Raw genomic sequence first — 21,827 nt, 5'->3', positions numbered from 1 at the left:
TTCACTAAAACGTTATAGTTAACTTGTTTAAAACATCTTTTTAATATCTCACCCTAAAGTGTTTCTTTTGTTAGTCTTAACGAACTGACAATGATCACCAACACAGAAATAGAAAAGAGAGGTAATCTCCACCCAAACCATATAGTCGATTTCAAGCAAGAAAACGACAAACTTTATTTTACCACTCAAAATGGCGTTATTTTAGAACTGACCGTATTGCGGGATAGTGCCATTAGATTTAGGTATGCCACAGAACATGTTTTTGAACCTGATTTTTCATATGCCATAAGTGATGATGTAAGTCACGGCTACAATGAGCTTACAGTAAAAGAAGAAGTACCAGAGTATGTTATCACTACTTCAAAAATCAAATTATACATCAATAAATCCAATCTTAAGATTCAGATTTCAGATTTAGAAGATGTTGTCTTAATGGAAGACGAGCTGGGCTTTCATTGGGAAGAAAATTATGATTATGGTGGTAACATCGTAAAGATGAGTAAAGTATGTCATTCAGGTGAAAGCTACTATGGCATGGGGGATAAGGCTTCCCATACCAACCTAAAAGGCAAACGGGTAAACAACTGGGCTACGGATTCCTATGCCTACGGAAAAGACCAAGAACCCCTTTACAAATCGATTCCATTTTATGTAGGACTCAAGGAGAATATTGCCTATGGCGTCTTCTTTGACAACTCTTTTAGCACCTATTTTGATTTTGCCAATGAAAAAAGAAACGTCACTAGCTTTTGGGCAGACGGGGGTGAAATGAATTACTATTTCTTCTATGGTCCAAAAATGGGTCAAGTGGTAGAAGCTTACACAAATTTAACCGGAGTTCCTGAATTACCACCCTTGTGGGCGCTCGGATTTCATCAATCAAAATGGAGCTATTACCCAGAGAAGAAGGTAAAAGATATTGCCTCAACTTTTAGAAAGCTTAAAATTCCATGTGACGCCATTTATCTGGATATTGATTATATGGAAGGATTCCGTTGTTTCACCTGGGATAACAAACACTTTCCAAATCCTAAGAAAATGATAGAGGAGTTGGAAAATGATGGTTTTAAAACCATTACCATGATAGACCCTGGGATTAAAATAGATCGGGATTATTGGGTATACCAACAAGCCATGGACAATGGTTATTTCTGTAGAAGAGCGGATGGCCCCCACTTTAAGGGAAAAGTGTGGCCGGGAGAATGCAAATTCCCAGACTTCACGGACCCAGAGGTACGTGAATGGTGGGCAGGATTATACAAGGAGATGATTGCTGATATGGGAGTAAAAGGCGTTTGGAACGATATGAACGAACCTGCTATAATGGAAGTTCCGTCCAAAACAGCAAACCTTGATGTACGACATGATTATGACGGCAATCCATGCAGTCATAGAAAGGCACACAACGTGTATGGCATGCAAATGGTGCGTGCGACCTATGAAGGCGTTAAAAAATTCATGTTCCCGCGCAGACCTTTTGTGCTAACCCGAGCGGCATACGCAGGTACGCAAAGATATTGTGCCACTTGGACAGGCGACAACGTAGCCACTTGGGAACATCTTTGGATAGCCAATGTTCAGATGCAGCGCATGTGTATGAGCGGATATTCCTTTGTAGGATCAGATATTGGTGGTTTTGCGGAGCAGCCTAACGGTGAGTTATTTGCCAGATGGATGCAGTTGGCAATTTTTCATCCATTCTGTAGAGTACATTCCAGCGGAGACCATGGCGAACAAGAACCTTGGTCTTTTGGGGAAGAAATCACAGATATCGTAAGAAAATTTGTGGAATTAAGGTACGAGCTATTGCCTTATTTGTACACCATGTTCTATAAATACATTAAGGATGGACTGCCCATGCTGCAATCCTTGGTTTTTTATGATCAAGAAGATACCCAAACCCATTTTAGAACAGATGAGTTTCTATTCGGGGAGAAAATGTTGGTATGTCCAGTGCAAGAACCTAATGCACAAGGGAGACGGATGTATTTCCCAAAAGGGAATTGGTATAATTATTGGACTGATGAGGTTGTAACTGGAGGTGTGGAAAAATGGGTCTCAGCGGAAATTCATATCATTCCCTGGTTTGTGAAAGAGGGTTCCATGATTCCAAAGTATCCCGTGCAACAATATGTTGGGGAAAAGGAAATTAAAGAACTGGGAATAGATGTATATTATAAAAATGGAATTGAAATCTCCAGTGTTTATGAAGACCAACAAGATGGTTACGATTATAAAAAAGGACGTTACAGCCTTAGAAAATTTAGGTTACGCGGTAAGGAAAAAGAATTGATCATACAACAGTTTAAAGACGGTAATTTTATCACCCCGTATGAAAAATTCAAATTAACCTTCCACGGTCTGCCTTTTACAATCGGGACGGTAGAATTGGATAATGAAGTGGTTAATCCAAAAGACATAAAATTAAACGGGAATAACTCTATTGAAATAAGTAAGGATTTTACAGAACTTCATATTATTGGAAAATAATTTTTTGTAATTTACCTAGACTAAACACTATAAAAAAATGAAGAAATGTATAATTACGGCAGTGGTTTTTTTGGCTGTTGCCGCTTGTAAAACAAATCCATTTACAGGGAAAAGTACGCTTAATTTTTATCCAAATAGTCAAATTTTCCCTATGGCGTTTGCGCAGTATGATAGCTTCTTGACAGAAAACAAGGTTATCACTGGAACATCAGATGCGCAGATGATAACCAAGGTAGGGCAACGAATAGCAACAGCTGCCGAAAGGTGGTTAGATGCAAATGGATACCCAGGGTATTTAAAAGACTACAAATGGGAATATAATTTGGTGAATGATGACACCGTGAATGCATGGTGCATGCCAGGGGGGAAAATTGTATTCTACACAGGAATTTTGCCCATCACACAAACAGAAACAGGCGTAGCTGTGGTAATGGGACATGAAGTAGCACATGCCTTGGCCGATCATGGTGCACAACGAATGAGCGCAGGAATGGTACAGCAAATTGGTGCAGTAGCTGGGAATGTCGCCATTCAAGACCCAGAAAAAAGAAATATGTTCAATCAGGCGTATGGTCTGGGATCTACTGTTGGAGTGATGTTGCCTTTTAGTAGAGGGCATGAAACCGAAGCAGATAGAATAGGGCTTCAGATTATGGCAATTGCGGGCTACAATCCAGATGAGGCAGCAAGTTTATGGAAAAGAATGAAAGCGAAGGCTGGCGGACAGGCGCCACCAGAATTTTTAAGCACCCACCCATCAAACGACACAAGAATAAATAACTTAACGGTGTGGGCGCCAGCTGCAAAGCAAGAGGCCGCAAAATACGGAGTAACATCATTTAAATAACCAATTGACTAACCAATCTTTAATGCCATTTAGCGTTAAGTGAGAAGTCCTTTAGATTTTCTCCCTTGGCATTAAGTGGCATTTTTATTTGAAAGACTATGGCACGAGCAATCGCATTGAAAGGAAGTAAAAAACTGTTGAATGCTTGGGCATTTTATGATTGGGCGAACTCAGTGTATAGTTTGGTCATTTCTTCTGCTATTTTCCCCATTTTTTATGGAGCCTTGTTTCGAGTCGCGGAAATAGAAAAAGTGACCGTATTTGGTGGTGAAATTGCCCGTGCTCCTTTGATTAGTTATGTGACCTCCCTAGCCTTTGTGTTTATTGCTATTGTGACTCCCTTGGTTTCGGGTATTGCGGATTATTTGGGGAACAAAAAGATTTTTCTCAAGTTTTTCTGCTATTTAGGCGCTGCTTCCTGTATTGGTCTCTACTGGTTTTCTTTAGAAAACATCTATTTTGGATTGGTTTGTTACTTCTTTGGTTTGGTTGGGTTTTGGGTCAGTTTTGCCATCAACAATTCCTATTTGCCAGATATTGCCTTTCCAGAACAACAAGACAGGGTAAGTGCCAAGGGTTTCTCTTTGGGCTATATAGGAAGTGTCATTTTATTGGTATTCAATTTAGCAATGGTGATGCAACCGGCCATATTCGGAATTACTGATATTGGAGGAGAAGTAGCCGAAGTAAAAGCTATGAAATACTCATTTATTTCCGTAGGAATTTGGTGGATTCTTTTCAGTCAATATACTTTTTTACACCTACCAAAAGGATATAAAAGAGAAGGACAGCGAACCAATATTGTTCTCAACGGATTCAAGGAATTAAAGAGCGTTTGGAAACAATTGGGCACCGAAACTAGACTTAAACGCTATTTAGGAGCTTTTTTTGTGTATAGTATGGCTGTGCAGACCATTATGTTGATTGCTACGTATTTTGGAGAAGAAGAGATTGGTTGGGGCACAGATAGTGAACGCACTACCGGACTTATCATTAGTATTTTGGTGATTCAAATTGTAGCAATTTTTGGAGCCACCGTAACCGCATACGCTTCTAAAGCCTTTGGAAATATTAAAACACTTATTGTTATCAATATCATTTGGATTCTTTTATGCATATATGCATACTTTTTACAGACCCCAATGGATTTTTACATTGCAGCCGGCTTGGTAGGTGTGGTGATGGGAGGCATTCAGGCATTATCCCGTTCCACTTATTCCAAGTTTCTGCCAGAAACTACCGATACCACTTCTTTTTTCAGTTTTTATGATGTGGCGGAAAAAATAGGGATTGTCATAGGTACTTTTTTATATGGCGCTGTGGCCCAGCTAACTGGAAGTATGCGAAACAGTACCATTTTCTTGGGAGTATTCTTTTTAATTGGAGCGCTCTTATTGGTTAGAGTAAATCGGAAAAGTAATTAGTTAACCAGATTTTCATCAAGAATTTAATTCATTATGAAACTAAATGTATGGTTTTACAGCTGCATTTTGATAGCTATAGTTTCATGTACACCCAATAGTCACAATACCTCGGATATTGCAAAAGAATACTATAAAACGTATCAAGAAAGAAATGATTTTGAAAAGTTCCTAAGTTTTTATGATGATAATATAGTGCTGGAAGATATTGTTAATGCTGATAGTATTGTTGGAAAAAAAGCTCTTAAAGAATTTTTGGACTGGAACAACCCAAGCTTTCAAAAGGTTGGTAATGAAGCATTGGTCATTTATGAACAGATTATTGAAGATAATAAAGTTGTAACACGAGGTTATTTTACCGAATTTCTTTGGGGAGAAACCAAATTAGAAGCCATGCATTTTGTTACGATACTGACTTTTAACGAATCTGGGAAAATAATTAAACATATAGATTGGATCAATTACCCTTCAAATCTGATTGATTACAACAAAAGGAAGAATTCCAATAACTGGATTAAGCAATAAAAAGCCCAAACTTAAAAGTTTGGGCTTTCTGTTTTTGATTGATGGTTCCGATAACTCGGAAGATTGTTTTTGATTGGTAATAAACTCCGTACTATCCTTTCGATATGTCTCCTGAACCAGAAGATTTACTCTTAATCTTTTTTGGATTTCCGCGATAGCTAATATCACCGGAACCAGATACTCTGGCATCAATAGCTTGGTTTGCGGTAACTCTTATATCGGCAGAACCGGAAACTTGTGCTGTAACAAACTCTGCTTCAAGCTCATATGCTTTTACATCTCCAGAACCGGAAACTTGAATGTCCAAATTTGTAGCTTTCCCTTCCAAGTTAATATCACCTGAACCAGACAGTGAGGTTTCAACGGTTTCTGCTTCTATTGCTAAAGTAATGTCTCCAGAACCAGACATTCTGGCGCTAAAATTATCCGACTTTAATGTGGTTTTGCTAACAATGTCCCCAGAACCAGACAAGGCTACGGCATTGATTTGTTCTACAGGAACGGTAATATAAATTCCTGAATTCCAATTGGAAGGCCTAAGATTCACTCCTTTTTCAACCTTAACGATCAATTTGCCATTTTTTACCTCAGTTTTAATGTAGTCCAATAGATTAGACTCACCCTTGAGGGTTATTTCCCCTTCATTTCCGTCTACCAACTCAACATCAAACCAACCCGCCAGTGCAACGGCATCATAATCGCCTACAGAACGTTCAACGGTTACAACATTGCCATTTCCTTTGATTCTTTTGCCCCATTGGGCATGTGTAATTGCTACCATCGATAGCGCTAATCCTAGTGTGATAATTTTTTTCATGATTGTGTTTTTTGATTATTTTTTTATCCTTTTACTATTGAAAAACTTTGTTTTGAGCGTTCAACAAGTGAACGTTCAATTTCAGTTGTTTTCTCTTTACTTAGTGTATTTTGGTATTCATTTAGATTGTATCCGGTAACACCTTTCAACATTTCCAAATAGAAAAATATAACTTCCTTTTTTCTATCCTCGCTTGCCAAACCAACATATCTAGACATCATAAATTCATCTTCCAATACATATCCTTTTTTTTCTAAAAAGGCACGGGTAAGCGCTCCTTCATTCCTTGGACTTTCCTGTGCAAGCTTTTTGCTATTGTAAAACCAAGTGTTTTGACGATACTTATTATTTCCGATAAAAGCTGCATTATCAAAATTGTAATTATAGGTAAAGTCATTATTGTCCAAAAAGCCTTCAAATTGAGCAATGAATAATTTCTCTACATTTTGATGTTCATCGGTTACGGCAAAAACAAGCCTTTCACCAGCTGCTAAAGCTTTACCTCTAATATCCTCAGGATATTCATCTGAAGATGCGATTATCTCAAAATCAAACTTGCCAACATAGGTAAACTCATCGTTCACCTCAATTTCTATGTTTGGATATTCTTTTGAAATAATCCGGGTCCCTTCAACATACCTTTGCTCGGTAATTTCAGTGAAGGCATCTTGAACAGTGTTATTTTTCTCTTGCTCAGCCTTTGTTTTGCAACTATAAAAAGCTACGATTAAAGAGAGTAGTGCTATACCTGATTTGCTGCTCATAAACCTTTTATATTATCAAATGTCTTAGCGAACCCCTAGTTTTTATAAAAAGTAACCCCACCATAATCACTTGTAATGGTGACTGTATTTCCAGAGTTTTCTTTTCCGTAATAGCCCTTATAATATTTTTCGCTGGACTTTTCCTTACTGATATTGATTTCAAAATCATCTTTTCCACTTACACCCGCATATTCGGTTGTGATTTCAAAATCAAAATAATAAGAAGGATCATAGCCAATTTTAACTCCAGTATAATCTGTTTTAATATTGACATCCCCTGCATCCGAGGCCATCTCACTAATTCTTAATGAGCCATAATCCGATGTTACTGAAACATTTCCATGAACAGTTCCTAACTTTACACCAATATAATCCCCATTTCCATTTACGTTTTCCACCTCATTTACTTGTATAGAGCCATAATCACTGGAATATTCCAAATCGCCCATTTCATTGATAACAGCATTGGTATAATCAGCCTTAACCGTAAGATTCCCTGCTTTTTCAATGGTAAACCCTGAGTAATCCGCAATAATTTCCCCACTATTAATAAAGTCGAAAGTGGAACGGGATGTATAATCAAAACGCAACTCATTATTTCTGCCTCTCAATTCCCCAACATCTATTTTTCCATAATCACAATTTATTTTGGCATGGCCATCTATGCGATCCAAGTAAATGTTCCCATAATCATTATTCAGGTTGATGTTGTTTTTAACTGGAATTTTAACGGTGTAGTTCACTTGCACATTCACATTATTTCTTTTACCCCATTTCCATCCCCAGTTATTGTTACGGTCTCCGAACATGGTGCGGGCCGACACTAAACTGGCGCTATTTTCAAAGTCTACATCAATTTCATTTAATCGATTTTGGACTTTCTCTTCATTGTTTCCATTTGTTTTAATATGAACTTCTATTACAACCCTGTCTTCATTCCATGAAGTAATGTTTAGATTGCCATAGCTGTTCTTTACTTTGAAAAGTGCATCAGAATTTACGGTAAATTCCTTTTTAATGGTCTTTTCCTTGGTATACTTGCCCTTTAATTTTCCAGTATTGGCAACTAAGGCCAAAGGGATAAGGGCTAATGTCAAAAAGACATATTTATATAGTAATGTTTTCATCATTATATGCTTTTAAATTTTTAATGTTTTCAATATTGGTCAATACTTCTTTTAAAAGATCAATTCTAGTTTGAAAGTTGGTTATCATGGCATTCAGTATAATTTTACTGTTTCCCCCATTAACAAGTTCTTGCTCCAAGGTTTGATAATTGGATTCCAATTTGTCAAGTTGTAACAAAGTATCATCTACCAGTTTTGCCGTTTCAGGGGATTTTTCATCTTTTAATAGTTGTACCTGCTCCTCAATTAGGCTGGCAAAATAAAACTCTGTTTTCGACACCTCTGGTGCAATTTCCACAACCTGTTCTTTAATGCTTGGTTGCGCAGTAAAGACTTGTATCCCCAACATACATAGTATGGCTATGGAAGCGGCAATAGATAATGGTTTCCACCAGCTTGTCTTTTTTCTTTGGAGTTGAACTACTCCGTTATCCCTGTTCAGCTTTTTCAAAAAACGTTCTTGATGCCCATTCCTTGGTTCTTCAAAGTCAAAATTGCCTTCTAGCCTTTCAAATAGCTGATCTAAATTATCTTTACTCATAATCAAGCATTTACTGTCAATTTTTTTCTTAGACTTTCCTTGGCCCTCGAAATTGTTGTTCTACAATTAGCATAGCTAATGTTCATGATATCGCTTATTTCTTCGTAATCGTACCCCTCGATTAAATGTAAGGTCAAAGAAATTCTGTAATTGTCTTTTAAACTTTTCATGGTTTCCATCACTTTTTGAGCCTTCAGTTCAGTATAACCATTGTGATTCAAAGCAACTTCATCATTGTCTTCGACCTTGTACATTACCTCATCCAAATCCACAGCTCGTGTTTTTTGCTGTTTTTTGTAATGATAGATACTGTTGTTTATCACAATTCGCTTTAACCATGCCCCAAAGGCGACATCCCCTTTAAATGTGTGCAGTTTCGTAAACGCGTTCAAGAACGATTCCTGCATTACATCTTCAGCTTCGGCCGAGTCCTTTACAATCCTAAAAGCTATGTTGTACATGGCTTTGTAGTACCGATTGTAAATTTCCAATTGCGCACTTTGTTTTCCCCTTAGGCACGATTGGAGCAGCGCATCAGTATGTTCATTTTGGTGGCTCAAAAAATGAATGGTTTGTCTTATAGATAGGTGAATTTATCAATTGTTACAGTTTTTTCCATTTTTTTAGTTTTTAATGGCATAAGAATTGCCGTTATACAAGTGGAAAAGAACCTAACACCCATGGTAATACCTACTTTTATGGTATTATAGCGGAAATCGGTTCTAGTATAAACTGAAGATTTGTGTCATTTGTGACAAAATGACCGAAAATATGATATGGGAGAAATAAAAATTTCAACTTTTGACAATATATCAATGCAAGGGCTTGATGAGGATGCAGAATTAATTCCGTTATTGACACCGGAAGATGAAGAGGAGATGAATAAGGAGGAATTGCCAGAAACCTTGCCGGTTTTGCCATTGCGAAACACGGTGCTCTTTCCTGGCGTAGTAATTCCAATTACCGCGGGGCGGGATAAATCAATCAACCTGATTAAGGACGCCAACAATGGCACAAAAACCATTGGGGTGGTTTCACAAAAAGATGAGGAAACTGAAAACCCTGGGGTCGATGATATTAATAGGCTGGGAACCGTTGCCAGAATTCTTCGCGTGTTGCAAATGCCAGATGGAAACACTACGGTTATCATTCAAGGTAAAAAACGTTTTGAAATCAACCAGGTGGTTTCTGAGAAACCGTATTTGACCGCAACGGTTAAAGAAGCACAAGAGGAACGACCTAATGAAAAGAGTGAGGAGTTTGAGGCAATCATAGATTCTATAAAAGAGTTGGCTTTTAAGATCATAAAAGACAACCCCAATATTCCTAGTGAAGCCACATTTGCTATCAAAAATATTCAGAGTAATTCATTCCTGATCAATTTTGTGTCCTCCAACCTTAATTTAAGTGTTGCGGACAAGCAAAATCTTTTGGAAATCCCAAATTTACAGGATAGAGCCCTTACAACCCTAAAGTATATGAATACAGAGCTTCAAAAATTGGAGCTCAAGAACGATATTCAATCCAAGGTTCGTAATGATATGGACCAGCAACAACGCGAGTATTTTTTACATCAACAAATGAAGACCATTCAAGAAGAACTTGGAGGTATTTCTTATGAGGAAGAAGTTGATGAAATGCGTGCAAAAGCAAAAAAGAAGAAGTGGAGTAAAAAAGTAAAGGAACATTTTGAAAAGGAACTTTCCAAAATACAACGTATGAATCCTCAGGTGGCGGAATATTCCATACAACGCAACTATTTGGACCTATTCTTGGATTTACCTTGGAACGAATTCTCTAAAGACAAATTTGATTTAAAACGCGCCCAACAGATTCTGGACCGTGATCACTATGGCCTGGAGGATGTAAAACGAAGAATTATTGAATATTTGGCTGTGCTTAAGCTGCGAAACGACATGAAATCGCCCATTCTTTGCTTGTACGGACCTCCAGGAGTTGGTAAAACATCTTTAGGCAAGTCTGTTGCTGAGGCCTTAGGTAGGGAATATGTTCGGATATCACTCGGCGGTTTACGGGACGAAGCAGAAATTAGAGGGCATAGAAAAACCTATATTGGAGCAATGCCTGGACGAATCGTTCAGAGTTTGAAGAAAGCAGGTAAATCCAATCCCGTTTTTATATTGGATGAGATAGATAAACTCTCGAACAGTCATCAAGGTGATCCTTCATCCGCTATGCTTGAAGTTTTGGACCCTGAGCAGAACAGTGATTTCTATGATAACTTTTTGGAAATGGGCTATGACCTATCCAAAGTAATGTTTATTGCCACAGCTAATAATTTGGGAACCATTCAACCAGCACTTCGCGACCGAATGGAAATCATCAATGTAACGGGTTATACCATAGAGGAAAAGGTAGAAATTGCCAAAAAGCATTTACTTCCTAAGCAGCTAAAAGAGCACGGACTTATTGCAAAAGACTTAAAAATTGGCAAACCACAGCTTGAAAAAATTGTGGAAGGCTATACCCGGGAATCGGGAGTGCGTAGTTTGGAAAAACAAATTGCAAAAATGGTGCGTTATGCTGCCAAATCCATTGCCATAGAAGAAGAGTACAACATTAAAATTTCTAATGATGATGTAGAAAAAATATTGGGTCCGGCACGTTTAGAACGGGACAAATATGAGAATAATGATGTTGCAGGTGTGGTTACGGGCTTGGCATGGACCAGTGTTGGAGGAGATATCCTTTTTATAGAATCCATTTTGTCCAAAGGAAAAGGAACTTTGAACATTACTGGAAACCTTGGAAAAGTAATGAAGGAATCCGCCACCATTGCCATGGAGTATATCAAATCCAATGCGGAGACTTTTGGCATAAATTCAGAGGTATTTGATAAATACAACGTCCATATTCATGTGCCTGAAGGTGCTACCCCAAAAGACGGTCCTAGTGCGGGAATCACGATGCTAACGTCACTGGTCTCGCTTTTTACACAACGTAAAGTGAAAAAGAGTTTGGCCATGACCGGTGAAATTACCCTTAGGGGTAAGGTATTGCCTGTTGGTGGTATCAAAGAAAAGATTTTGGCTGCCAAAAGGGCCAGGATCAAGGAAATTATCTTGTGTGAAGACAATAGAAAAGACATTCAGGAAGTAAAGGAAGACTATTTAAAGGGACTTACATTTCACTATGTTTCGGATATGAGTGAAGTTATTGATATTGCCGTTACGGATAGGAAGGTTAAAAATGCCAAAAAGCTTTAGAAAAGAACAGAGGTTTTTTGAGATTGTACTTATTGTCCCGTATAATACTCGTAACTATGATTTGTTAAACATTGTTAGCTCTTAATTTTTCCAAGCTGATCCCAAGGCAAATACATAAATAGACAAAATACCCATTATAATTAATAATAGTATGGAAATACTCAGTAGTATTTTAGCTAATACATTTTTTCTGTTTTTCAAGGATAATATGGAGAGTATTAACGGAATAAAAAATAATAAAGGGAGTAATAGCGCATAATCACCCGGGAAAAGTTTCCAAATACGGTCATCTCCAATAATAATATATGAAATAGCTTGCATCAATAGCAACAGTATTAGTATTGATATAAAATTTAGTACCCTGTTTTTGTTTTTCATTATAGTATCAATGCATTTTATTAAGTAGATAAATTAATCCTTTTAAAGGTTTCCATTTTTTATCAATGACCGCTAACTCATATTAATATGTCTCCGTTTTATATTTTGCGATAAGTGAAGTTCGGGAATTCCAATCATCAAGTCAGGTCTGAATTGATGTAACGACCTTTTGAAATGATACTTATTTGCAAGGTCAAGCCAATGAGATTCTGTAGAAACTTTAAAAATGCTTTTTTGGAATCTTTTGTTTCCTTCTCCTTATTTTTGACCCATGGGAAAAATCACCATTGCGATAGATGGGTATTCATCCACAGGAAAAAGTACCTTGGCAAAGCGACTGGCTTCGGCATTAAACTATGTGTATGTAGATACAGGGGCCATGTACCGTGCAGTGACCCTTTTTGCATTGAACCATAATTATGTTGGTGCTACTGAAGATATCCCATCCTTAATTGCAGCACTGCCCAATATACAATTAAAGTTTGTGCCCAATAAAACGTTGGGATTATCAGAAATGCACCTCAATGGCCTAAATGTAGAAAAGGAGATTAGAACCATGAAAGTATCAGAGCAGGTGAGTAAGGTGGCTGCTATTCCCGAGGTGAGAACCAAGTTAGTAGAAATGCAACAAAAAATGGGGGATGAAAAAGGCATTGTAATGGACGGTAGAGATATTGGTACCGTGGTTTTCCCCAATGCGGAACTAAAGATATTCATGACCGCTTCTCCAGAAACCCGCGCGACCAGACGCTATAAGGAACTATTGGATAGAGGTGAGGCTGTTTCCTTCGAAGAAGTCCTTGAGAATGTTCAAAAAAGGGATTTTATAGATTCTACTCGAGAAACATCCCCTTTACGCAAGGCTGATGATGCCATTGAATTTGATAATAGCGATATGGGGATTGAGGAACAATTTGAACGGATGCATAATTTTGCCCAAAGGGTTATTTTAAAAGCCTAGAAAATCGAACTCTTTTTATTAATTATCTACATAACCCTGGTCCCATGTTTTTTTGGGGTCATGATTCCTCAAATCGCATTGAAAGTCCGCTACTGCCTTAAGGTTCATCAGTACAGATATCCACCCAGCATGCACCTCATAAAAATCACTTTCAGGTACATTTTCATTCCTTAAAGTAAGGTCTGTTCCACCGTTTTCCGCTTGCTTTAATTCAAATTTCACCAAACTATTAAAATAGTCCAAATGGAATTCTTCATTGGGAATGCTCTTTATAATTTGACTGTTGTAGGTTTGGCCATTCGGAAACAAGAAGTGAATTACATCGCCATCTTCATTTGCTTTTTCGGACCTGAACTTTGTTATTCCCTCAGCGGTGGTGAGCAAATCAAAAACCTTATTTGGGTTAGCTTTTAAATGTAATTTCCAAGTAATGGTTTTCATTTTCGAATAAATATTTCAAGTTCACTTGTAGCCAATGTTGTAGCCAGTTATTCTTTAACCTCCAAATCTTCTCTTTTTATGACCTTGCCTCCAATAACAACTTTCTCAATAGCATCATATGCTTCAATATCCGTTAATGGGTTTTTAGCCATCATAATTATATTTGCTTTTTTTCCGATAGCCAATGAGCCAAGAGAAGAATCTAAATGAAAAGCTTTGGCATTATTAAATGTAGCGGACGCAAGTATTTTATTTAAGGAGACTCCCGCTTCTTTCATCAATTTAAGCTCCCAATTACCATTATGACCCGGTTGATTGCTATAAATTGGGCCAGATGGAGTATCTGAGCCAAATAGAATCAGACCATTATTATCAGAAAGGTACTTTAAAGCTAGCATTGCATGACCTTGCACATTGTCATACATTGTATGGATCTCCTCTACAGTAAGTTCACTAAAAATTTTTTTGCCAAACCATTGTGCTTCTTCCGTTTTATACCATTCAAGTAAATTTTTGGGAACCACTTTTTTTAAGCCAGGCTGATTAAGAAATTCGGTATCAACCAGTGCTTTCTCTCCTTCAATAACAGTCAATGTAGGGGTATAGCCTATTTGCTTTTTAATTTGTAGATCCAACATGTTTTTTATCTCTATTGGAAGAGAATCAGAGGGCACATCTTTATATTCTTCCCAGTTCCAAAGCCCGTGAGATATGATATCAACTCCTATATCTGTTAAAAATGAATGTCCTTCAAATGAATTAGCGTGAACTGTTAGGACAAGCCCATTGGAATGTGCTTCCGTAAGCAATTCCTCCATAATATCTTTGGTTGGCAAGGGCAACCCCTTCATGTGACCAAAACCTGATTCATAATACGCTTTTACAGCAATAGCACCAGAATTTTTGATACGCTTGACAACTGCTTTGGGGGTATGATTGGTAGGGTCATACTTATCTGGTATGTTTTCTGCCTGACTTTCCATATATATGAAATTTGGCAGGGCTTCAAATCGATATTCTATAGGTATATTATTCATTGGGTAGCCATTTGCAACCGCAGCCCCTGAATATCCTATATGATATAAATCGGGTTTTGCTTTTTCCATGTTAAAAGAAGTGATATCTTCTTCATATATGCCTCCAAGATCAATTAAAGTGGTAAAACCATAGTATAAATAGCTTCGCGGCATTTGGCTTTTAAACTTAGTGGCCAGTTCAGGGTATTTTTCTATATGATTGGGAAGCATTCCTTGCACTCCTGGAAGATGGACATGACTATCGATTAACCCTGGAATTATGAATTTTCCAGTTCCATCGATCTGTTCAAATGTTCCGCTTATGCTTGGCTCATCTTTACCCACATAAACGATTTTATCTTTTTCAACCACTAAATGACCTATATAAGGGCTGTAAGTGCCATCTTCTGTTGAGATTATGGTAACATTCGATATGTAGACACCTTCAGTAAGATTCAATTGTTCTTTATTCTCTTGACAAGAGAATAAAATTATAACAAAGAGAATGGCTAATAATTTTCTCATTAGTGACTTATTTTAGTTTTCTTTATGGAAGACGTAAAATTTCGAATAATGGTTGCCTTATTTATTGAGTTTTTTAAATGTTTGCCAACTAAAAGGATATAAATCCGTTTTAATGATTTATATCTAACCGATACCTGAAGTTCGGAATTTTTACTTTAAAAATCCAGATGAAATTAAAAGATAAAAAAGGCGCCTAAAAGGCGCCTTTTTTTATGCAAAGAATTTATTTCTTAGATATTTGGAATAACCAAAACCTGATCTGGGTGTATCATATCCGGATTCTTCAAGATATTGGTATTTGCATCAAATATTTTGTTGTACTTCATGGCATCTCCATAGTAATGCTTTGCAATTTTGCTTAAAGACTCACCACTTTTTACCGTATGTCTGTGATACACAGAATCATCGGCAACAGAAATGTTTGCCTTAACATCAGAAGGGCTTTCCCCGCCAATTTGCTTTATTTTATCCCAAATAGCATTTTTCTCGTAAGGTGTATTGGCTACTCCCTTTATCTTTAGAACGCCTCCATCTTCAGATACGTCGCCGTCTTTTATGCCTAATTCTTGGCCTAAATCTAAAACTGCTTGATATTTCGCTTTTGCACTCATAATAGTTCAATTGTTTTAATGGTTAATACTAAGAAACAAGATATGTATAAAAGTCACATTTCAGCTTAATTTTTCATTAATTATTGTTTCAATAAGATATGCATGCAATAAGGGTTTGTAAAACAAGGAATTAATTGTATTTTTGCACTCCTTTTTAACAAATAGACAAGAGAAAAAGGGAACAGAAAAATCAATAACAACTTCTACAGTAATTGTTTAACTCTTGTAAAACTGTAGAATACAAATTTAAATCAGCACATGGCTGAAGAAAAAGCAAGCGTTGAGGTAGAAGAAACTACTGAAGCAGTTCAAGAAGTAAAAGAAGAGGTTCAAACACAACAGGACCCAAAAGAGTATCTCGAAAATTTTGATTGGGAAAAGTACGAGGAAGGAATTGAGCGCGTAGATGATACAAAGCTCAAAGAATTTGAAGCACTTGTAGAGGAAAACTTTGTAGATACCGCAGATGAAGAAGTGGTACAGGGAAAAGTTGTTCACATGACCGACCGTGAGGCAATCATTGATATCAATGCAAAGTCTGAAGGTGTTATCTCATTGAACGAATTCCGTTACAATCCTGATCTTAAGGTTGGTGACAAAGTAGAGGTACTTATAGATATTCGTGAAGACAAGACAGGTCAACTGGTATTGTCTCACAGAAAAGCAAGAACGATCATGGCTTGGGACAGAGTTAATGCTGCCCATGACAAAGAAGAGATTGTTCAAGGTTTTGTAAAATGCAGAACCAAAGGTGGTATGATCGTAGATGTATTTGGAATTGAGGCGTTCTTGCCAGGTTCTCAAATCGATGTGAAGCCTATTCGTGATTACGATCAGTACGTTGGTAAGACCATGGAGTTCAAAGTGGTTAAGATCAACCATGAGTTCAAGAACGTGGTAGTTTCACACAAAGCGTTGATTGAGGCTGATATTGAAGAACAGAAAAAAGAAATCATCGGTCAGCTTGAAAAAGGTCAAGTACTGGAAGGTATTGTTAAGAACGTTACTTCTTACGGTGTCTTTATTGATCTTGGTGGGGTTGACGGATTAATTCATATTACAGACCTTTCTTGGAGTAGAATCAACCATCCAAATGAGGTTGTTGAGCTAGACCAGAAAATGAATGTGGTAATTCTTGATTTTGATGATAACAAATCTAGAATCCAATTAGGTCTTAAACAATTAGAGAAGCACCCATGGGATGCATTGGGTGATGAAATAAAAATTGGCGACAAAGTAAAAGGTAAGGTAGTTGTAATTGCAGATTACGGTGCCTTTATTGAAGTTGCCGAAGGTGTTGAAGGATTGATTCACGTTTCCGAAATGTCATGGTCTACACACTTAAGGTCTGCACAAGACTTTGTAAAAGTAGGTGATGAGGTTGAAGCTGTGGTATTGACCTTAGATAGAGAAGATCGTAAAATGTCTTTGGGTATTAAGCAATTAACGCCAGACCCATGGACTGATATTACTTCTAAATATCCTGTAGGTTCAAGACACAAAGGAATTGTTAGAAACTTTACCAACTTTGGTGTGTTTGTAGAAATGGAAGAAGGAATAGATGGTTTAATTTACATCTCTGACCTTTCATGGACGAAGAAAATCAAGCACCCATCTGAGTTTGTGGCCGTTGGCGACAATTTAGAAGTAGAAGTATTGGAATTGGATGTTGAAGGACGTAAGCTTAGCTTGGGCCATAAGCAAACAACAGAAAATCCTTGGGACAAGTACGCTGCTGAATTTGCAGAAGGTACCGTTCATAAAGCTGCAATCTTTGAGGTTGTAGACAAAGGAGCCACTGTTAATTTCAATGAGGATATTGTTGGTTTTGTGCCTTCAAGACACATGGAAAAAGAAGATGGTAAGAAGCTAGGAAAAGGTGAAGAAGTAGAATTCAAGATTATTGAGTTCAACAAAGACTTCAAACGAGTAGTAGCAAGTCATACAGCTATCTTTAGAGAGCAAGAAGAACGCAATGTAAGTACAGCAAAAAGAAAAGCTGCTGTTGCTGCGGAAGAAGCCAAAACAACTTTAGGTGATGCTAACTCTCAGTTACAGGCACTAAAGGAGAAAATGGAAGCAGATACTAAGAAGAAGTAATAAAAACTTCATAGATGTATAAAAAGCCCAGCTGGAAACAGCGGGGCTTTTTTTATGTCATTAACCTTTTTAAAGAATTGTTTACTTTTGCATACAACTGAGTCGGTCGCATAGCAAATGAGTCAAAAAGTACTTCTTACCTCCAAAGAAATTAACATCATACTGCACCGTTTGGCTTGCCAACTTTTAGAAAACCATTTAGATTTTAGTAATACCGCGCTTATTGGCATTCAACCCAGAGGGGTTTATCTTGCCGAGCGGTTAACGAAAATCCTTAAAGAGGACTACAAGGTCAAGCATATAGATTTAGGATTTTTGGATATTACTTTCTATAGGGATGATTTTGGACGTAGTGATAAAACACTAAAGGCAAATACCACAAAAATGGACTTTCTGGTGGAGAACAGAAACATTGTTTTTATAGATGATGTGTTATATACAGGGAGGAGCATACGTGCGGCACTCACTGCAATTCAATCTTTTGGAAGACCTATAGACATTGAATTATTGACATTGATTGATAGAAGATTCAGCAGACATTTACCCATTCAACCTAACTATCGTGGCAGACAAGTAGATGCCATTAACGAAGAAAAAGTAAAGGTGATGTGGGAAGAAAATGATGGAAAGGATATTGTGTATTTAGTAAACAAATAAGATAGAATGAGTGAATTAAGTGTAAATCACTTACTGGGAATAAAATATCTTGACAAGAAGGATATTGGACTCATTTTTGAAACAGCGGATCATTTTAAGGAAGTTATCAATAGATCTATTAAAAAGGTCCCTACGCTGCGGGATATTACCATTGCCAACATTTTTTTTGAAAACAGTACCCGTACCAAACTTTCCTTTGAACTTGCGGAAAAACGATTATCGGCAGATGTGATTAATTTTTCAGCTTCGCAATCATCCGTAAAAAAGGGAGAAACGCTTATTGATACCGTCAATAATATCCTGTCCATGAAAGTGGATATGGTAGTGATGCGTCATCCTAACCCAGGAGCAGGAATTTTTCTTTCTGAACATGTGAATGCTTCCATAATAAATGCAGGTGATGGAGCACATGAACATCCTACCCAGGCTTTGCTGGATTCGTATTCCATTAGAGAGAAATTAGGAGATGTGGGAGGTAAAAATGTGGTCATTGTGGGCGATATTTTACATTCAAGAGTGGCATTGTCCAATATTTTTGCCCTAAAACTTCAAGGAGCCAATGTAAAAGTTTGTGGACCAAAAACCTTGATTCCCAAACATATTGAATCACTAGGGGTTCAGGTAGAAACAAACCTTAAAAAAGCATTGGAATGGTGCGATGTAGCTAATATGCTTCGAGTTCAAAATGAGCGCATGGATATTAGCTATTTCCCAACGACCAGAGAGTATACCCAGCAATTTGGCGTAAATAAAAAACTGTTGAACAGTTTGGATAAACAAATTGTAATCATGCACCCAGGACCTATTAATAGGGGGGTGGAGATTACAAGTGATGTAGCAGATTCTAACCAGTCCATAATCTTGGAACAAGTGGAGAATGGAGTGGCAATTCGTATGGCGGTAATTTATCTACTGGCCTCAAAAATTAAATAAAATGATTTTCAATAAAGAAGGAACAACAACCATTGTTTTCCAGGAAAAAACCTCGATTGCCACCTTCTTGGGAAATTTAACAAAAGCCTACCCCAAAATAAAACATGATAATATTATTGTCAACCTGTTTTCTTTTAGCAAGTTAACGGCTGGGGATATTTTGGAGTTTTTTGAGATTTCAAACAAACATAAGGCAGCAAATAAATCTTTTGTTTTGGTCACTAGCAAGGTATCGTATGATGAAGCACCCGAGGAAATAAATGTGGTTCCAACCATACAAGAAGCAAAAGATTTAATAGAAATGGAAGAGATAGAACGGGATTTAGGAATTTAATGTTAAATGGAAAAAGTGGGTAATTGAAAATTTCAAGTTTGCAAAAAGAGAATATTGTTAGGGAGAAAAGTTTCAGTTTTGCACTTAGGGTTGTTAGACTTGTAAAGAAATTGTAGAAAGAGGATAAAGAATATATTCTTTCAAAACAATTAATACGTTCAGGAACTGCTATTGGTGCATTAGTTAGAGAAGCGGAACACGCCGAAAGCAAAAAAGATTTTATCCACAAAATGAGTATTGCACTCAAGGAGGCCAATGAAACAAGATATTGGCTTGATATACTTTTTAAATCTGACTATATTTCAAATATGCCTTACAATACTTTAAATGATGAAGTTACTCAGTTGATAAAACTCTTGGCTTCTATTGTGAAATCATCAAAACAGAAAATTTAAATGTTTTTAACAGTAGTAAAAACTCTCCGAATCCCAGTAATTTTTCATTTTTCATTCTCAATTTTCCATTCATTGTGAAACTGACTATTCTCGGCTGTTATTCAGCTACTCCAAGAACCTTTACGAACCCGACTTCCCAAGTTTTAGAAATACGGAATCATCTTTTTTTGATTGATTGTGGAGAAGGTACACAGGTACAGCTCAGAAAATACAAGGTCAAGTTTTCTAGAATTAAACATATTTTCATATCTCATTTACATGGAGATCATTTCTTTGGACTCCCTGGATTAATATCTACATTTCGGCTTTTAGGAAGAGAATCGGAACTCCATATATATGGCCCAAAGGGAATCAAAGAAGCCATCACCTTATTTCTTAAACTTGGCGACTCTTGGACCAACTACCCCTTGATTTTTCACGAATTAAACGCTAAAGATTCCGAACTTGTTTTTGAAGACGAACAAGTAAGCGTTCATACTATACCATTGGAACATCGAGTTTACACCAATGGCTTTTTATTCAAAGAGAAACCGTACCCTCGTAAACTAAATATTGATGCTGTTGAGGAGCATGAAATAGATAGGAGTCAATTCAATAATATAAAAAATGGAGCAAGTGGCGTTACAGAGAATGGAGTATCCATTTCCAATGCAGATTTAACCCTAGATCCCCCGAAACCAAAGAGTTATGCATTTTGCAGTGATACTATCTATAATGAAACCATTGTGCCAATAATCGCAAATGCAGATATGCTGTATCACGAATCCACATTTTTGGAAACAGAATCCAAGCTTTGTAAAAAAACAAAACACTCCACAGCCAAGCAAGCAGCTTTAATAGCCCAAAAAGCAGACGTAGGCGGTCTTATTTTAGGACATTACTCAACACGATACAAGTCCATCGACCTTTTCAAAGAAGAAGCGTTAGAAGTGTTTCCTAATGTGGAACTGGCAGACGATGGTAAATCTTTTACCATATAATTACCCAGAAGGCAAAACAAAAGGCTTCCAATTTTCCTAATCTCCATTCTTTTACTGAAATTTGAAGGTAATTATACTGTGATGCCATGCAAAATGACTTGAGCAATTATAGGAAGTCCTATGAAAAGAGTGCTTTAACGGAAGAAACCATCAAAGAAAACCCTCTGGAACAATTTCAAAAGTGGTTTTATGAGGTGGAAGCAACGGATGGACTGGATGAACCCAATGCGATGACAATTTCCACCATTGGTTTGGATGGCTACCCAAAAAATCGAGTGGTTTTAATGAAGAAATACACACATGAAGGGTTCATTTTTTATACAAACTATAACAGTGAAAAAGGAAAGGCTATAACGAATGACCCATCAACCTGTCTTTCTTTTTTCTGGCCCAACCTAGAGCGTCAGGTAATCATTAAAGGAAAAGCAGAGAAAATAGCAGAAAACCTTTCAGATGGTTATTTTGAATCCAGACCACTTGGCAGTCAATTGGGTGCTATGGTGTCTGACCAAAGCGATGTAATTGAATCCAGAGAGAAATTGGAAACCAAACTTAAAGAGTTGGAAAGGGAAAGTGAAGGCAAAGAAATTGAAAGACCCGAACATTGGGGAGGGTATTTAGTAAGACCGGTATCCATTGAATTTTGGCAGGGACGCCCAAATAGATTACATGACCGAATTAGGTATACACTTCAAGAAGATTATAATTGGAAAGTGGAGCGGTTGCAGCCATAGGAA

Annotated in this window: 20 protein-coding genes and 1 pseudogene; 13 read left to right on the top strand and 8 right to left on the bottom strand. The window is 37.2% G+C overall.

Going from position 1 to position 21,827, the window contains the following annotated elements; translation table 11 throughout:
- The first annotated feature begins 90 nt into the window (after positions 1-90).
- From FVB32_RS16730 to FVB32_RS16715, 4 genes are all read left to right on the top strand, one after another.
- Positions 91-2,490, top strand: coding sequence for a glycoside hydrolase family 31 protein (locus FVB32_RS16730; RefSeq protein ID WP_147744967.1), 2,400 nt, complete (start codon positions 91-93; stop codon positions 2,488-2,490).
- Between the two features lie 37 nt (positions 2,491-2,527).
- Positions 2,528-3,337, top strand: a complete 810-nt coding sequence (locus tag FVB32_RS16725) for a M48 family metallopeptidase (RefSeq protein WP_147744966.1) — start codon at positions 2,528-2,530, stop codon at positions 3,335-3,337.
- 98 nt (positions 3,338-3,435) lie between these two features.
- Positions 3,436-4,761 (top strand): MFS transporter, encoded by a 1,326-nt coding sequence (locus FVB32_RS16720; RefSeq protein ID WP_147744965.1) that lies wholly within the window; start codon positions 3,436-3,438, stop codon positions 4,759-4,761.
- A 33-nt stretch (positions 4,762-4,794) separates the two neighbouring features.
- Positions 4,795-5,283 (top strand): nuclear transport factor 2 family protein, encoded by a 489-nt coding sequence (locus FVB32_RS16715; RefSeq protein WP_147744964.1) that lies wholly within the window; start codon positions 4,795-4,797, stop codon positions 5,281-5,283.
- 91 nt (positions 5,284-5,374) lie between these two features.
- Here FVB32_RS16715 and FVB32_RS16710 read toward each other — a convergent pair whose 3' ends face one another.
- From FVB32_RS16710 to FVB32_RS16690, 5 genes are read right to left on the bottom strand one after another with little or no spacing between them, the layout of a single operon-like run.
- Positions 5,375-6,100 (bottom strand): head GIN domain-containing protein, encoded by a 726-nt coding sequence (locus FVB32_RS16710; RefSeq protein WP_147744963.1) that lies wholly within the window; start codon positions 6,098-6,100, stop codon positions 5,375-5,377.
- 23 nt (positions 6,101-6,123) lie between these two features.
- Positions 6,124-6,864: a hypothetical protein gene (locus tag FVB32_RS16705; RefSeq protein ID WP_147744962.1), complete on the bottom strand. Its 741-nt coding sequence runs from the start codon at positions 6,862-6,864 to the stop codon at positions 6,124-6,126.
- A 35-nt stretch (positions 6,865-6,899) separates the two neighbouring features.
- On the bottom strand, positions 6,900-7,991 hold the full coding sequence (locus FVB32_RS16700; RefSeq protein WP_147744961.1) for a DUF4097 family beta strand repeat-containing protein: 1,092 nt from the start codon (positions 7,989-7,991) through the stop codon (positions 6,900-6,902).
- The gene (locus FVB32_RS16695) at positions 7,972-8,532 is read right to left on the bottom strand and encodes a hypothetical protein (protein WP_147744960.1); all 561 of its coding nucleotides are present in this window, start codon (positions 8,530-8,532) and stop codon (positions 7,972-7,974) included. Before FVB32_RS16695 ends, FVB32_RS16700 begins: the two co-directional genes overlap by 20 nt.
- 2 nt (positions 8,533-8,534) lie before the next feature.
- Positions 8,535-9,092 carry an RNA polymerase sigma factor gene (locus FVB32_RS16690; RefSeq protein WP_147744959.1) on the bottom strand — a complete coding sequence of 186 codons (558 nt, stop codon included), beginning with the start codon at positions 9,090-9,092 and terminating at the stop codon, positions 8,535-8,537.
- Between the two features lie 216 nt (positions 9,093-9,308).
- Here FVB32_RS16690 and lon point away from each other — a divergent pair, with 216 nt between their 5' ends.
- Together lon and cmk are read left to right on the top strand one after the other, a co-directional pair.
- A complete protein-coding gene (gene lon / locus FVB32_RS16685; protein WP_147744958.1) occupies positions 9,309-11,759 on the top strand; it encodes an endopeptidase La in 2,451 nt (816 codons plus the stop codon).
- A gap of 649 nt (positions 11,760-12,408) precedes the next feature.
- Positions 12,409-13,098 carry a (d)CMP kinase gene (cmk, locus tag FVB32_RS16680; RefSeq protein WP_147744957.1) on the top strand — a complete coding sequence of 230 codons (690 nt, stop codon included), beginning with the start codon at positions 12,409-12,411 and terminating at the stop codon, positions 13,096-13,098.
- Between the two features lie 18 nt (positions 13,099-13,116).
- Here the strand turns inward: cmk and FVB32_RS16675 are convergent, their stop codons facing one another.
- The 3 genes from FVB32_RS16675 to FVB32_RS16665 form a co-directional block, all read right to left on the bottom strand.
- Complete coding sequence (locus FVB32_RS16675; RefSeq protein WP_147744956.1) at positions 13,117-13,539, bottom strand: SRPBCC domain-containing protein; 423 nt, start codon at positions 13,537-13,539, stop codon at positions 13,117-13,119.
- A 47-nt stretch (positions 13,540-13,586) separates the two neighbouring features.
- Positions 13,587-15,080 carry an amidohydrolase family protein gene (locus FVB32_RS16670; protein ID WP_147744955.1) on the bottom strand — a complete coding sequence of 498 codons (1,494 nt, stop codon included), beginning with the start codon at positions 15,078-15,080 and terminating at the stop codon, positions 13,587-13,589.
- A gap of 230 nt (positions 15,081-15,310) precedes the next feature.
- Positions 15,311-15,691 (bottom strand): LysM peptidoglycan-binding domain-containing protein, encoded by a 381-nt coding sequence (locus tag FVB32_RS16665; RefSeq protein ID WP_147744954.1) that lies wholly within the window; start codon positions 15,689-15,691, stop codon positions 15,311-15,313.
- A gap of 258 nt (positions 15,692-15,949) precedes the next feature.
- Here FVB32_RS16665 and rpsA point away from each other — a divergent pair, with 258 nt between their 5' ends.
- The 7 genes and pseudogenes from rpsA to pdxH all read left to right on the top strand — a co-directional run bounded on the left by rpsA (position 15,950) and on the right by pdxH (position 21,824).
- Complete coding sequence (gene rpsA, locus FVB32_RS16660; protein WP_147744953.1) at positions 15,950-17,791, top strand: 30S ribosomal protein S1; 1,842 nt, start codon at positions 15,950-15,952, stop codon at positions 17,789-17,791.
- A 117-nt stretch (positions 17,792-17,908) separates the two neighbouring features.
- Positions 17,909-18,448 (top strand): bifunctional pyr operon transcriptional regulator/uracil phosphoribosyltransferase PyrR, encoded by a 540-nt coding sequence (pyrR, locus tag FVB32_RS16655; protein ID WP_147744952.1) that lies wholly within the window; start codon positions 17,909-17,911, stop codon positions 18,446-18,448.
- Positions 18,449-18,454: 6 nt separating this feature from the next.
- Positions 18,455-19,381, top strand: a complete 927-nt coding sequence (locus FVB32_RS16650; protein WP_147744951.1) for an aspartate carbamoyltransferase catalytic subunit — start codon at positions 18,455-18,457, stop codon at positions 19,379-19,381.
- Between the two features lies 1 nt (position 19,382).
- Positions 19,383-19,715 (top strand): ribonuclease Z, encoded by a 333-nt coding sequence (locus FVB32_RS16645; RefSeq protein WP_147744950.1) that lies wholly within the window; start codon positions 19,383-19,385, stop codon positions 19,713-19,715.
- Between the two features lie 131 nt (positions 19,716-19,846).
- Positions 19,847-20,110, top strand: a pseudogene (locus FVB32_RS16640) (four helix bundle protein); the annotation flags it as partial.
- A gap of 74 nt (positions 20,111-20,184) precedes the next feature.
- Positions 20,185-21,090, top strand: a complete 906-nt coding sequence (locus tag FVB32_RS16635) for a ribonuclease Z (protein WP_147744949.1) — start codon at positions 20,185-20,187, stop codon at positions 21,088-21,090.
- A gap of 86 nt (positions 21,091-21,176) precedes the next feature.
- Entirely contained in the window at positions 21,177-21,824 is a 648-nt protein-coding gene (gene pdxH, locus FVB32_RS16630; protein WP_147744948.1) for a pyridoxamine 5'-phosphate oxidase, read from the top strand.
- The last annotated feature ends 3 nt before the right edge of the window (positions 21,825-21,827 follow it).

The sequence above is a fragment of the Flagellimonas hymeniacidonis genome, assembly GCF_008040165.1.
GTDB classification, from domain to species: Bacteria; Bacteroidota; Bacteroidia; order Flavobacteriales; family Flavobacteriaceae; genus Flagellimonas; species Flagellimonas hymeniacidonis.
This window is presented reverse-complemented; position numbering and strand designations above follow the sequence as displayed.

What these genes read in the sequence shown, in the direction of transcription:
- FVB32_RS16730 (WP_147744967.1), top strand. Translation starts at nt 91, where the DNA reads ATGATCACCAACACAGAAATAGAAAAGAGAGGTAATCTCCACCCAAAC.
- FVB32_RS16725 (WP_147744966.1), top strand. Translation starts at nt 2,528, where the DNA reads ATGAAGAAATGTATAATTACGGCAGTGGTTTTTTTGGCTGTTGCCGCT.
- FVB32_RS16720 (WP_147744965.1), top strand. Translation starts at nt 3,436, where the DNA reads ATGGCACGAGCAATCGCATTGAAAGGAAGTAAAAAACTGTTGAATGCT.
- FVB32_RS16715 (WP_147744964.1), top strand. Translation starts at nt 4,795, where the DNA reads ATGAAACTAAATGTATGGTTTTACAGCTGCATTTTGATAGCTATAGTT.
- FVB32_RS16710 (WP_147744963.1), bottom strand. Translation starts at nt 6,100, where the DNA reads ATGAAAAAAATTATCACACTAGGATTAGCGCTATCGATGGTAGCAATT.
- FVB32_RS16705 (WP_147744962.1), bottom strand. Translation starts at nt 6,864, where the DNA reads ATGAGCAGCAAATCAGGTATAGCACTACTCTCTTTAATCGTAGCTTTT.
- FVB32_RS16700 (WP_147744961.1), bottom strand. Translation starts at nt 7,991, where the DNA reads ATGAAAACATTACTATATAAATATGTCTTTTTGACATTAGCCCTTATC.
- FVB32_RS16695 (WP_147744960.1), bottom strand. Translation starts at nt 8,532, where the DNA reads ATGAGTAAAGATAATTTAGATCAGCTATTTGAAAGGCTAGAAGGCAAT.
- lon (WP_147744958.1), top strand. Translation starts at nt 9,309, where the DNA reads ATGGGAGAAATAAAAATTTCAACTTTTGACAATATATCAATGCAAGGG.
- cmk (WP_147744957.1), top strand. Translation starts at nt 12,409, where the DNA reads ATGGGAAAAATCACCATTGCGATAGATGGGTATTCATCCACAGGAAAA.
- FVB32_RS16675 (WP_147744956.1), bottom strand. Translation starts at nt 13,539, where the DNA reads ATGAAAACCATTACTTGGAAATTACATTTAAAAGCTAACCCAAATAAG.
- FVB32_RS16670 (WP_147744955.1), bottom strand. Translation starts at nt 15,080, where the DNA reads ATGAGAAAATTATTAGCCATTCTCTTTGTTATAATTTTATTCTCTTGT.
- FVB32_RS16665 (WP_147744954.1), bottom strand. Translation starts at nt 15,691, where the DNA reads ATGAGTGCAAAAGCGAAATATCAAGCAGTTTTAGATTTAGGCCAAGAA.
- rpsA (WP_147744953.1), top strand. Translation starts at nt 15,950, where the DNA reads ATGGCTGAAGAAAAAGCAAGCGTTGAGGTAGAAGAAACTACTGAAGCA.
- pyrR (WP_147744952.1), top strand. Translation starts at nt 17,909, where the DNA reads ATGAGTCAAAAAGTACTTCTTACCTCCAAAGAAATTAACATCATACTG.
- FVB32_RS16650 (WP_147744951.1), top strand. Translation starts at nt 18,455, where the DNA reads ATGAGTGAATTAAGTGTAAATCACTTACTGGGAATAAAATATCTTGAC.
- FVB32_RS16645 (WP_147744950.1), top strand. Translation starts at nt 19,383, where the DNA reads ATGATTTTCAATAAAGAAGGAACAACAACCATTGTTTTCCAGGAAAAA.
- pdxH (WP_147744948.1), top strand. Translation starts at nt 21,177, where the DNA reads ATGCAAAATGACTTGAGCAATTATAGGAAGTCCTATGAAAAGAGTGCT.